Here is a 12330-nt window from a genome sequence, read left to right on the forward strand (position 1 = left end):
AAGTCATATTCAAATTTGGATCGTTTACCGAAACTTTACCCTTATATTGTTCCCTATTAAAATTGCCATTTATAGCTACATTACTATAGGAATAATTTTTATAATCTATTTTCGATATATCACCTTTAATAGATAAATTCAAATATTTTTCAGAAAATCCTTTGCCATCCACATCAATATTCATACTTACTTTTCCGACATCGGTTCTGTCTAAAAATGTTCCAATATCAAAATTCCCCAAAACAACATTTCCAGTATAAGAAGCATTATCAATAAAATCAATATTTTTCATTGCCAAATGGGATTGCACATTGCCTATTTCAGTTGACATAGAAAAATTAGCATTGATATAGGAACTAGTAACTTGAGTATTACCAATAATTGTAAATGCACCGAGTTTTTTTAAATTATTTGGCAATTTCTTACCTAAAACATTTGGAAGTAAAGTTACAAGGTCATCATAAGTCAAGGAAAGTTTCTTAAATTTTCCATTCATATAAAATTGCTGTTCTTTTTTTGGAAAAAGATTTTTGAAATTTATAAATCCAATTATTTGAGATTTTTTTGAATCGACCAACTTCAAATTCGATAAATTTAAATCGTTCAAAGTCCCTTTAAGAGTTGCTTTAACATCAAAATGTTGATTTCTGCCTAATTCTTTATAAAAGCATCGAATGTCATTTGAAGCTATTGACGAAGAATTGATTTTAGCATCAAATTGTACTTTATTATTGAAATCTAAGAAGTCTTCAATCTTATAATTCAAATAAACCGTTCCTTTTATCTTGGATTCTTTTGTCAGCAAATCAAGGTCTTCAAGTTGTATTCTTTTTTTTGTGTAACTAAATTTTGAGCTCAAATTGACCACAAATATTCCTCGGTGATCCAGAAAAGATAATTTGTTTATTATTGTGTTAACATTAGGTCCATAAAGTTTGAAATCACTAATAGAAGCGTTAAGTCTAGTAAAGTCTACATCCTTTGGTATTTCTCTATTTTCGTCTGTTAAAATAAAATGACCATTTGTGATTTTTGCATTTTTAGCCGTAAGTAAAAAATGCTTTCCATTTGGCTTTCCCGTTCCAAAAGCATTAATAAATACATCAATATTCGTTTCTTTTTCGTTCTTGTAAGTTTTCAAATTAAAAAGAAATCCATCTAATTCTATATCTCCAAAAATTAAATCGCCATCTAATAACTTTTTACCACCTATTAAATTAGTTTTAATCCTGTTAACATAAATCAAAGTGTCTTTGTGATGATCAAGAATCAAGACTTTTTTGAGTTTAACTCCTCCAAAAATCGAGATTGAAACTTCATCGATAGTTATATTTGTTCCAAAGTCTTTATTGATACTTTGCGTAAAATATTGAGCTATTTTTGTTTGAACAAAAGGCAATGAAAGCACAATACCAAGCACCAATAATAGCACAATAAGTCCAAGAAAGGAACGATGTAGTACTTTTAAAATTTTTTTGACGCTTACTATTTTTTCAGTTTTTTTGATACCTCTTATTTTTTAATTTTTCTTTTAAAATTTTGTTTTGCTTTAAGAAACCAGAGCCGATTCAATAAAAATTCTTTAATTTTGGCTCCACCGTAAATATTAATATACGGATTGTCAAATATAATTCAAAATTTGTGCCTTTTTATGCAAAATTCCGAGGTTTTTATTCTTGCTATCGAAAGTTCTTGTGATGACACAGCTGCAGCGGTTTTGCATAACGACAAAGTCTTATCGAATGTTGTGGCTAATCAATTGATTCATAATCAATATGGCGGAGTAGTTCCTGAACTTGCATCACGAGCGCATCAGCAAAATATAGTTCCGGTTATCGATGCTGCGCTTCGTAAAGCGAACATAAAAAAAGAACAACTTTCGGCAATTGCCTTTACTCAAGGTCCAGGATTGATGGGTTCACTTCTTGTAGGAAGTTCGTTTGCAAAATCTTTGTCTTTGGCCCTAGAGATTCCATTAATTGCTGTAAATCATATGCAAGCTCATATTTTAGCCCATTTTATAGAGGATGAAAGAAACGAAAAACCAACATTTCCATTTCTTGCCTTAACAATTTCTGGCGGACATACTCAAATCGTGAGAGTGAATAACTTTTTCGATATGGAAATCATTGGAGAAACCACTGATGATGCTGTGGGGGAAGCTTTTGATAAAAGCGCAAAAATACTAGGTCTTCCCTATCCTGGCGGTCCTTTGATTGACAAATATGCACAACTTGGAAACCCAAAAACTTTTGCATTTACAAAACCAAAAGTTCCTGGATTAGATTTTAGTTTTTCTGGTTTGAAAACCGCCATTTTATATTTTATCCAAAAGAAAAAGCTAGAAAATCCCAACTTTGTTGATAAAAATCTAAATGATATTTGTGCTTCCATTCAATATACAATTATCGAAATTTTAATGGACAAGTTGAAAATGGCCGTAAAAGAAACTGGAATTAATCAAATCGCAATTGGCGGAGGAGTTTCGGCCAATTCAGGAATTAGAAATGCTTTGAAAGAAGCCAAAAAAAAATACGATTGGAAAACCTTCATCCCCAAATTTGAATACACCACCGATAATGCTGCAATGATTGGAATTGTAGGTTATCAAAAGTTTTTATCTAAAAATTTCGAAACTTCGTCTGTAGTTTCAAAAGCACGAATTCAATTTTAAATTATGCAATTATTCTATAATCCAACTATAAACGAAACTACAGAAAACTTTTCTTTTGACAAAGAAGAAAGCAAACATATCATTAAAGTATTACGAAAAAAAGATGCCGATATTCTTTTTGTAACCAATGGTTTAGGATTGCTATTCAAAACTGAAATCACTTTGGCATCGGACAATAAATGCACTGTAAAAATTCTTGCTGTAGAAAAGGCTGTGCCTTCTAAATTTCACTTGCATCTGGCTGTTGCACCCACAAAAATGAATGATCGTTATGAATGGTTTTTAGAAAAAGCAACCGAAATTGGAATTCACGAAATCACACCTATTATATGTGATCGCTCGGAACGAAAAGTGATAAACTCAGAAAGATTTGATAAAATTTTATTGACTGCAATGAAGCAATCGAATGTGTTATTTCTTCCTAAATTGAATAAAGCAATTTCATTTAAAGAGTTTTTAAATAAAAAAAGCGATGGTCTTCAATTGATTGCTCACTGTGAGGAAACGGACAAAAAATCATTAAAATCAGTTTTGAAACCCAACGAGAATGTTACTTTGCTCATTGGCCCTGAAGGCGACTTTTCTGAAAAAGAAATAGTATTGGCTCTCGAAAACAATTACATTCCAGTATCTCTTGGAAATACTCGATTAAGAACCGAAACCGCTGCCGTTGTGGCTTGTCATAGTGTAGTTTTTGTGAATGAAGATTGATAATTATGAAAAAAAAATATTTCTTATTTCTATTATTTTCTATCACTTCATTTTCCCAAGAAATTGCCTTGGTAAAATATAAAGGAGGTGGCGATTGGTATGCAAATTCAACTTCGTTACCCAATTTGATAAAATATTGTAATGCTAACATCAATACCAAAATAAAATCGAAGCCAGGATTAGTAGAACCGAGTAGTCCTGATTTATTCTCCTATCCTTTTGTTCATATGACTGGGCACGGAAATGTTGTTTTCAGTGATGCCGATATAAATAATCTAAGAAATTATATGTTTTCTGGAGGTTTTCTTCACATTGATGATAATTATGGAATGGATCAATATATAAGGAAAGAAATCAAGAAAATTTTTCCAAATAATGACTTAATCGAAATTCCTTCCAATCATCAAATTTTTCAAAAACCCTATTTGTTCCCAAATGGATTACCAAAAATACACGAACACGACGGCAAACGGCCACAGGCTTTTGGGATTTTCATTGAAAACAGATTAGTTTTACTTTATACTTTTGAATGTGATTTAGGTGATGGTTGGGAAGACCCAGAGGTACACAATGATCCCACGGAAGTTCGAGATAAAGCTTTAAAAATGGGAGCCAATATTATTAATTATATTTTTAATAATTAATGCGAACAAGGGTTGAAATTCTAATTATAGTGCGTTAGCCACTAAATATTGGTAGTAATTTGATTCAAAATTTGTGAGCGTTTCGTAGGTACGCAACAAAAAGACAAATATTGCGTACCTACAGAACGCTAAATCTATTACAATCCCTGTTTTCTATCAATATTTAGTGCCTAACGGCACATTTCAACACTTAATCCCATAATTAATATATTCCAATATTATTAAAGAAATCACTTCATTAACTCCAAATTGCATTTATATTAGCACTATATCGTTATAGTGTGAAATTTTTATTAAAATAATTTGCTGTATTAACAAATTTGTTATATTATTGTCGAATAATTAACCCAAATATTTAATTTTTAACAAACCTAACTTATTATGAAAAAAATCTTTTTATCAGCAGCAGCAATTTTAGTGCTATTCTCTTGTCAAAATGACACGACTGATTCATCGACTCCAGCAACTAGTGCTATTACCCACAGACTTTGTGCTTCACAAGATGTTCTTGAAGCTCAATTAGCAGCTGATCCAACATTAGCAATCAGAATGAATCAAATTGAGGCTTTCACACAAAGTACTATTTCCAGATCTAATTTTAAATTGGTAAATGGTAAAATTGTAATTCCTGTTGTAGTAAATGTTTTGTACAAAACCGCTGCCGAAAATATTTCAGATGCTCAAATTCAATCACAAATTGATGTATTGAACCAAGATTACACAGCCGCTAACTCAGATTTCAACAGCGTTCCTGCTGAATGGTCTGGAGTAAAAGCAAATGTTGATATCACTTTTGAATTGGTAAGCATTATTAGAAAATCAACTACAAAAACATCTTGGGGAACCAGAGATACAATGAAAAAATCTAAACAAGGCGGAATCAATCCTACTTCTCCAACCACAACCCTTAATCTTTGGGCTTGTACAATAGGAGGTGGAATATTGGGGTACGCGCAATTTCCAGGAGGCTCAACAGCAACAGATGGAGTTGTAATTGATTCTAAATATTTTGGTTTATCAAGTGCTGCAAGTTATCCTTATAATTTAGGAAGAACAGGAACACACGAAGTTGGTCACTGGATGAATTTACGTCATATTTGGGGCGATGCCTCTTGTGGTGATGATTTAGTTGCAGATACTCCTGTTGCTAAAACTTCAAATTTTGGTGTTCCAACGTATCCTTATGTAAGTACTTGTTTACCAGCTCATAATGAAATGACTATGAACTATATGGACTATACAGATGACAGAGGAATGTATATGTTTACAAATGGTCAAAAATCAAGAATGACAGCAATCTTTGCTTCAGGTGGACCAAGAGCTTTGATAGGACAATAATATTTATTTATCTAAATATAAAACTCGCTACTTGTTAGCGAGTTTTTTTTTATCTTTATCAAAATAATAATCAACAGATGATAACTTCAAAAATAATAGCAAATGGAATTTTAAAAGCAATCCTTTTTTTAGTTTTAGTTGCAATATCATTATATTTTTTATTTCAAATTCAATCAGTTCTAATTTATCTTGTAGTTTCCTTGATTCTCACATTAATTGGAAATCCAATTCTTGATTTCTTAAAAACTAGATTGAAATTCAAGCATATCATAGCTACTATCACTACACTTTTTATTTTCATCTTATTTATTGCCGTTTTTGTAATGATGTTCATTCCACTAATTTCATCACAAGGACAAAATTTATCTCTTTTAAAGTCTTCTGAAATTGATAAAAATATAACTGAATTAGTAAATCAAACAACTTCTTTTTTAGAAAGTTATCATATTGATACCAAACAAATAATTACAGAAACTGGTCAATCTTCCTCGATAAATTTTAATTTTATACCTAACTTTTTAAATACAATCTTAGAAACTATAAGTAGTTTTGGAATTGGATTGGCTTCCGTTTTATTTATTACTTTTTTCTTTTTAAAAGATGGATTAAAATTTCTTGAAGGAGCAAAAAAATTGATTCCTGATAGTCAGGAAGACAAAATTTTGAATTCCGTTCATAAAATCAACCATCTACTTTCTCGCTATTTTATTGGTCTATTACTCCAATTGTTTATTGTTTTCCTTTTGTATCTAATAGTATTATTCATTTTTGGAATACCAAATCCTTTCATCATAGCCTTTTTGTGTGCTGTTTTAAATATTGTTCCCTATATTGGCCCAATTATAGCTTCTATTTTAGCTGCAATTTTAACAATGTTAAACAATTTAGGAAGTGATTTTCAATCCGAAATTTTACCAACCACAATCTATGTTTTAATTGGGTTTTGGATAGTTCAAATTATAGATAACAACTTTTCACAACCACTTATTTTTTCTAAAAGTGTTAGTTCACATCCTTTAGAAATATTTCTTATCATTCTAATTGCAGGATTTCTTTCTGGCATTTTAGGAATGGTTATCGCAGTTCCTTTATATACTATTTTGAAAGTAATTGGAAAAGAATTTTTTCCAGAAAATAAAGTAATTCAGTTGTTAACTAAAAATATTTAGTGTTGGATTTAAATATTTTAACTCCTGAAATTCAATTATTTATCAATGAAAATATTGATAAAAATATTGCAAAATTAGCATTGCAAAAAAATCCATTTCCAAATGTTGAATGGTTATCTATCTTAAATCAAATCGAAGCTAAAACAAAAGCAAAACTAAAATTGCCTATTTGGTTTACTACCGAAAACATTATTTACCCAAGCAAAATCTCAATAGAACAAACTTCATCTGAAAAAACTGCTTCTTATAAAGCTGAAATTGTTTCTGGCGAAAGTTTAATAGATTTGACTGGAGGTTTTGGTATCGACGATTATTATTTTGCTAATAAAATAAAAAAAGTAGCGCATTGCGAAATAAATACTGAGCTCTCAACTACTGTAAAACACAATTTCGAACAATTAAAGGTCAAGAATATCACTTGCTTTCCTGGTGATAGTTTCTCGACATTAAAAGAATTAAATACTAATTGGGATTGGATTTATATTGATCCATCCAGAAGAAATGATGACAAAGGCAAAGTTTTTATGCTTCAGGATTGTTTGCCAAACATTCCTGAAAATCTTGATTTGTTATTTCAATATTCGAATTCTATTCTAATAAAAACAGCTCCTCTACTCGATATTGCTGCAGGTTTATCAGAACTAAAAAATGTAAAAACAATACACATCGTTGCGGTTGAAAATGAAGTAAAAGAATTGTTATGGGAAATACATAAAGGTCATACTGGAAAAATAAACATAAAAACAATCAATATTTTAAAGGAGAAATCAGATGTTTTTGAATTTGTACTAAACGAAAAAACTCAATTTCCAACTTATAATTTACCTCAAAATTATTTATATGAACCTAATAGTGCTATAATGAAATCAGGTGGTTTTGACGAAGTGGGAATTTTTTATAAACTAAACAAACTGCACAAACATTCGCATTTATACACGAATTCAAATCTAATTTCATTTCCGGGAAGAATTTTTGAAATTGAAAAATCTATTCCATACAACAAAAATGATATGAAGTCCTTTTTAGAAAACAAACAGGCTAATATCACAACCCGCAATTTTCCTGATACTGTTGAAAGTATTCGGAAAAAGTGGAAAATAAAAGATGGTGGAAATCTATATTGTTTTTTCACAACTGATGAAAATGACAATAAAATAGTTTTAATTTGCAGAAAAATATAATAAAATGAAACAAGTAGCCTTAGTAATTTTTTTCTTAATAAGTAGTAATATATTTGCCCAAAAACCTTGTGAATATAGTACAGATGTCACTGATTCCATTGGAACTTATAAGTCAACCAAGGAATATATGATTTACGAAAAGAATTTTGCAGGAAACACTAATTATATTTTTTTCGCTTTAGTATTAACTGATGGTACGCCAACTTTGAACTTACAACTTATTCAAAAAAGCAAAGATTTTATGAAGGCCAATTGTTTTGATAAAAATTCAAAATTATTTTTGCAGTTGAATAATGGAAAAATAATAACATTGTTACACATTAATCAGGAAAATTGTGGCTCATTGCTTAGAGATGACAATGGTTTTGACAATAGAATTCTACAAGGTTCTTTTTTGTTTTTGAAAGGATCATTCGAAGATCTTAAAAGTTCACCAGTAAATTTAATGAGGATAAAATATTTGACTGATATTGAAGATTATGTTATTAAAAAAGAATTTCAATCAGAGTTAAACAATCAGATATATGAACCAGAAACCTACTTTATCAAGTATTTAAACTGTATTGAATAACTATTCACAATTCCATTTTACATTTGAAACTTTATCATTCAAAGCTGATTTTAGATTGTAATGCCACCATTCTGAGTCAATAAAATTGAATCCATTTCCTATCATCGTATTTTTTAATAATTCCCTGTTGTCTTTTATTTCCTGAGAAAGATTTTGATAATTATGACTGGCTTCGATTCCAAAAAAATCGAAAGTCGTTCCCATATTGAGTTCTTCTCCATTAGAATCAACTAAAGTTATATCAACTGCTCCTCCTCTATTGTGAATGGAACCTTTAGCTGGATCTGCAACATAAGATGGATTAGGCACAATTTTCCACATTCTTTTTTGAATATCCAACGGTCTATAACAATCATATAATTTGATTTTATAACCCATTTTCATAAAAGAATTATTGGCAACAATCAATGCTTTCACGGTTTTCAGCCTTAAAAAACATTCCGCACAATCATATACTTTAGCTTTCAAAAAATTATCTGAAGTGGCATATTTCATATCATAAACAAAATCTTTGCTGTAGTCTTTCAAATTCACAAATGTAGTGTCGTTGATAATGGATTGATTTTTAGTCATACTATCCGAAACTAGCGTTTGAGATTTACAGGAGAACAAGCTAAAAATCGTAAAAAAAAGAAATAAGGGTTTGATATAGAAAGTCATAAATACAATTTTTTATAAAATTATACCAAATAAATGAATTTTTAAGAGAATTATCTTTAGGATTTCCAATGTTTTTTTTTATTTTATATCGAATACAAAATAAAACCCTTTATAAATAAAAAATTGTAAACCCATATATCAATCAATATTCATTAAAAAAATATTATTTTAGCCAAAACTGAAAATTTATATGAATACAACTCCACTTATTACAGATGATACTATTGTCTTTGGAATTTTAATGTTTTCCCTTGGTTTTGTTTTTTACACCTCTTCAAGTGAAAATAATGGTTGGATAAAGTTTTATAAAATTGTACCTGCGCTATTAATGGTATATTTACTGCCTGCGCTCTTTACTTCGGTAGGTATTATTGCACCCGAATGGGAAACTATAAATCAAATAGGCGAAATCGTTAAGCAAGAATCAAATTTATATCAGGTTTCAAGCAGATATTTATTGCCAGCAGCTTTAATATTAATGACTTTAAGTATTGATTTAAAGGCTATGTTTAATTTAGGTCCAAAAGCATTGATTATGTTTTTAACAGGAACTGCTGGAATTATTATTGGAGGTCCAATTGCCGTTCTGCTAATCTCCTTTATTTCTCCAGAAACAGTTGGTGGAGTTGGTCCTGATGCAGTTTGGCGTGGTTTAGCTACATTAGCTGGAAGCTGGATTGGCGGAGGGGCAAATCAAGCTGCTATGCTTGAAATTTACGAATACAATCCAAAAAAATATGGTGGAATGGTTCTGGTTGATATTATTGTGGCAAACTTATGGACTGCAATTTTATTAATTGGAATCGGGAAATCTGTAAAAATCGATAAATGGTTAAAATCTGATACTTCATCAATAGACACACTAAAAGAGAAAGTATCTTCATATGCTTCAAAAATTGAACGAAATCCTACATTATCTGATTTAATAATTATTTTATCAATTGCATTTACAGTCGTAGGAATTTCTCATTTAGGAGGAAATGTAATTTCGGCTTTTTTAGTAAAAAATTTTAAATCTGTTAGTGATAAAAGTTCTGCATTCTCCTCGTTTAGCTCACAATTCTTTTGGATGATAAGTATTGCCACTCTTTTAGGCATCACCTTGTCATTCACAAAATTCAAAAAATATGAAGGTGCGGGTGCCAGCAAAATTGGAAGTCTGTTTGTATACATATTAGTTGCAACTATAGGAATGAAAATGGATTTAAGAAAAATAGTAGATAATCCTGGATTAATTTTGATTGGTATTGTTTGGATGACCGTTCATGCGCTATTACTAATCCTCGTTGCAAAATTAATAAAAGCTCCCTTCTTTTTTCTAGCTGTTGGAAGTCAAGCAAATGTTGGTGGAGCTGCTTCTGCACCAGTTATTGCTGCAGCATTTCATCCTTCTTTGGCTTCAGTTGGTGTTCTATTGGCGGTTTTTGGCTATGTGATTGGAACATACGGTGCAATGTTGACTGCAGAATTAATGCGCATAATAACTTCTTAAACAAACATTTTAAAGTCTAAAATATATTTTGTTGGACGTCTGAAATTTTAAATTGTTTAAAATGCCAAAATAAAAGCTTTTAGATCCCAATTTAGAGGGATACGAAATATAGAATTCTTCCTTTTCAGGCTAACTAATATTTATACTTAAATTTTGTCACTCCAAAGGTTTTAGGATTGACCCATTTTTAGGACACTGATGATACGGATTCTATTTTTTTATTTTACTCGACTTTTAATTTTGCATAGAAGATTTCAATATTTTAAATTCCAACTTGTTATTATTATTTGACCCGTTGGGTGTAATTCCACATATTCGCTACAAATTGACTCCTTAAGCTAACGATTACAGCACATAAAAAAAGCTTAAATTAGATTCGCTCTTTGCAAGGCCGATTGTTAAACTGTTGCGTAATAGCACGAGTGTAATTCTGGTTGAGAATATGTGGAATTACACCCAACGGGTTTCCTTATAGAAATTACACAAAATGGGTTTGATAATTGTCAAATCCATTTTTTTTTGTTCCAAAAGAATTTGTTTTTACTACTTTTACATCCTAAATTAAAAATCAAGATGTCAGCAGCAAAAAAAGATTATAAAAGAATTACCACAAAGTCATTAAGCGAAATGAAAGCTGATAGAGAAAAAATCTCTATGTTAACTGCTTATGATTATTCAATGGCTAAAATTGTTGATGCCGCTGGTGTCGATGTGATTTTAGTAGGCGATTCTGCTTCGAATGTTATGGCTGGTCACGAAACAACTTTGCCGATAACTTTAGACCAAATGATTTATCACGCTTCTTCGGTTGTTCGTGCCATTCACAGAGCACTTGTCGTGGTCGATTTACCTTTCGGAAGTTATCAATCAGATCCAAAAGAAGCCTTGCGTTCTGCCATCCGAATTATGAAAGAAAGTGGCGGTCACGCTGTGAAACTGGAAGGCGGAAGCGAAGTTAAAGAATCTATCAAGAGAATATTAAATGCTGGAATTCCTGTAATGGGACATTTGGGTTTAACACCACAATCCATATATAAATTTGGAACTTACACTGTTCGGGCCAAAGAAGAACAAGAAGCCGAAAAATTGATAGAAGATGCAAAATTGCTAGAGAAATTAGGCTGCTTTGCAATTGTTATCGAAAAAGTTCCAGCGCATTTAGCCGAAGAAGTAGCCAAAAGTATTTCGATTCCAGTTATAGGAATTGGAGCCGGTGGCGGTGTTGATGGGCAAGTTTTGGTCATTCACGATATGCTAGGAATGAATAATGAATTTAGTCCACGTTTTTTACGTCGCTATATGGATTTATATGACGGAATGACAAAAGCCATTGGACAATATGTTACCGATGTGAAGTCGAGTGATTTTCCGAATGAAAAGGAGCAGTATTAATTTTTGAGCTAAATTGATTAAAAAAGCATTCTTTTTTTAATAAAATAAAACCTTTAATATGCCAATAATTCCCAATACCAGCATTGTTATACCTTGTTATAATGAAGAAAAGGGTATCTCAAATAGTGAATATTCGAATTTTCTGGTGAATAATCCTGAGGTATTTATTTGTTTTGTAAATGATGGTTCTACAGATAAAACTCTTGAAGTTTTAAATGTTTTAAAGTCAAAACACGAAAATCAAATTCACGTTCTTTCTTTGGAAAAAAATTCAGGTAAAGCTGAAGCTGTTAGATTGGGAATTAATTACTGTAATACAAATTTCCAACACCAATACATAGGTTATTTAGATGCTGATTTAGCAACTACGTTAGAAGAATTCATTGAACTTCGGAATGATTTACAAGGCGAAATAATCTTTAGTTTTGGTTCGCGAATCAGAAAAATTGGCTCTACAATCGAGCGTGAAAATAGTCGGTTTTTGATAGGAAGAGTTGT

11 protein-coding genes and 1 pseudogene are annotated in these 12330 nt (G+C 30.8%); 10 read left to right on the forward strand and 2 right to left on the reverse strand.

Annotated features, from left to right (window positions below; genetic code table 11):
* Positions 1-1408 (reverse strand): annotated as a pseudogene (locus tag PHC28_RS08840) (translocation/assembly module TamB); the annotation flags it as partial.
* A gap of 243 nt (positions 1409-1651) precedes the next feature.
* Between PHC28_RS08840 and tsaD the strand changes: the two are divergent.
* From tsaD to PHC28_RS08875, 7 genes are all read left to right on the forward strand, one after another.
* Entirely contained in the window at positions 1652-2674 is a 1023-nt protein-coding gene (gene tsaD / locus PHC28_RS08845; protein ID WP_300098892.1) for a tRNA (adenosine(37)-N6)-threonylcarbamoyltransferase complex transferase subunit TsaD, read from the forward strand.
* A gap of 3 nt (positions 2675-2677) precedes the next feature.
* On the forward strand, positions 2678-3385 hold the full coding sequence (locus PHC28_RS08850; protein ID WP_300098895.1) for a 16S rRNA (uracil(1498)-N(3))-methyltransferase: 708 nt from the start codon (positions 2678-2680) through the stop codon (positions 3383-3385).
* A 5-nt stretch (positions 3386-3390) separates the two neighbouring features.
* Positions 3391-4029: a DUF4159 domain-containing protein gene (locus PHC28_RS08855; RefSeq protein WP_300098898.1), complete on the forward strand. Its 639-nt coding sequence runs from the start codon at positions 3391-3393 to the stop codon at positions 4027-4029.
* Between the two features lie 381 nt (positions 4030-4410).
* On the forward strand, positions 4411-5367 hold the full coding sequence (locus tag PHC28_RS08860) for a zinc metalloprotease (protein WP_300098901.1): 957 nt from the start codon (positions 4411-4413) through the stop codon (positions 5365-5367).
* Between the two features lie 77 nt (positions 5368-5444).
* Complete coding sequence (locus PHC28_RS08865; RefSeq protein WP_300098904.1) at positions 5445-6536, forward strand: AI-2E family transporter; 1092 nt, start codon at positions 5445-5447, stop codon at positions 6534-6536.
* A 2-nt stretch (positions 6537-6538) separates the two neighbouring features.
* Positions 6539-7717: a class I SAM-dependent methyltransferase gene (locus PHC28_RS08870; protein WP_300098907.1), complete on the forward strand. Its 1179-nt coding sequence runs from the start codon at positions 6539-6541 to the stop codon at positions 7715-7717.
* 4 nt (positions 7718-7721) lie between these two features.
* Positions 7722-8288, forward strand: coding sequence for a hypothetical protein (locus PHC28_RS08875; RefSeq protein ID WP_300098910.1), 567 nt, complete (start codon positions 7722-7724; stop codon positions 8286-8288).
* Here the strand turns inward: PHC28_RS08875 and PHC28_RS08880 are convergent, their stop codons facing one another.
* Positions 8289-8861, reverse strand: coding sequence for a M15 family metallopeptidase (locus PHC28_RS08880; protein ID WP_300098921.1), 573 nt, complete (start codon positions 8859-8861; stop codon positions 8289-8291).
* Between the two features lie 277 nt (positions 8862-9138).
* Between PHC28_RS08880 and PHC28_RS08885 the strand changes: the two genes are divergently transcribed.
* From PHC28_RS08885 to PHC28_RS08895, 3 genes are all read left to right on the forward strand, one after another.
* Complete coding sequence (locus PHC28_RS08885; protein WP_300098913.1) at positions 9139-10440, forward strand: DUF819 family protein; 1302 nt, start codon at positions 9139-9141, stop codon at positions 10438-10440.
* Positions 10441-11013: 573 nt separating this feature from the next.
* Complete coding sequence (gene panB / locus PHC28_RS08890) at positions 11014-11832, forward strand: 3-methyl-2-oxobutanoate hydroxymethyltransferase (protein ID WP_300098916.1); 819 nt, start codon at positions 11014-11016, stop codon at positions 11830-11832.
* A gap of 58 nt (positions 11833-11890) precedes the next feature.
* Positions 11891-12330: glycosyltransferase (locus tag PHC28_RS08895; RefSeq protein WP_300098918.1), on the forward strand; the 440-nt coding region annotated here is incomplete at its 3' end.

It is taken from the genome of Flavobacterium sp. (assembly GCF_028712645.1).
In the GTDB taxonomy this organism is placed as follows: domain Bacteria; phylum Bacteroidota; class Bacteroidia; order Flavobacteriales; family Flavobacteriaceae; genus Flavobacterium.

What these genes read in the sequence shown, in the direction of transcription:
- PHC28_RS08850 (WP_300098895.1), top strand. Translation starts at nt 2,678, where the DNA reads ATGCAATTATTCTATAATCCAACTATAAACGAAACTACAGAAAACTTT.
- PHC28_RS08875 (WP_300098910.1), top strand. Translation starts at nt 7,722, where the DNA reads ATGAAACAAGTAGCCTTAGTAATTTTTTTCTTAATAAGTAGTAATATA.
- PHC28_RS08865 (WP_300098904.1), top strand. Translation starts at nt 5,445, where the DNA reads ATGATAACTTCAAAAATAATAGCAAATGGAATTTTAAAAGCAATCCTT.
- PHC28_RS08885 (WP_300098913.1), top strand. Translation starts at nt 9,139, where the DNA reads ATGAATACAACTCCACTTATTACAGATGATACTATTGTCTTTGGAATT.
- PHC28_RS08880 (WP_300098921.1), bottom strand. Translation starts at nt 8,861, where the DNA reads ATGACTAAAAATCAATCCATTATCAACGACACTACATTTGTGAATTTG.
- PHC28_RS08855 (WP_300098898.1), top strand. Translation starts at nt 3,391, where the DNA reads ATGAAAAAAAAATATTTCTTATTTCTATTATTTTCTATCACTTCATTT.
- tsaD (WP_300098892.1), top strand. Translation starts at nt 1,652, where the DNA reads ATGCAAAATTCCGAGGTTTTTATTCTTGCTATCGAAAGTTCTTGTGAT.
- PHC28_RS08860 (WP_300098901.1), top strand. Translation starts at nt 4,411, where the DNA reads ATGAAAAAAATCTTTTTATCAGCAGCAGCAATTTTAGTGCTATTCTCT.
- panB (WP_300098916.1), top strand. Translation starts at nt 11,014, where the DNA reads ATGTCAGCAGCAAAAAAAGATTATAAAAGAATTACCACAAAGTCATTA.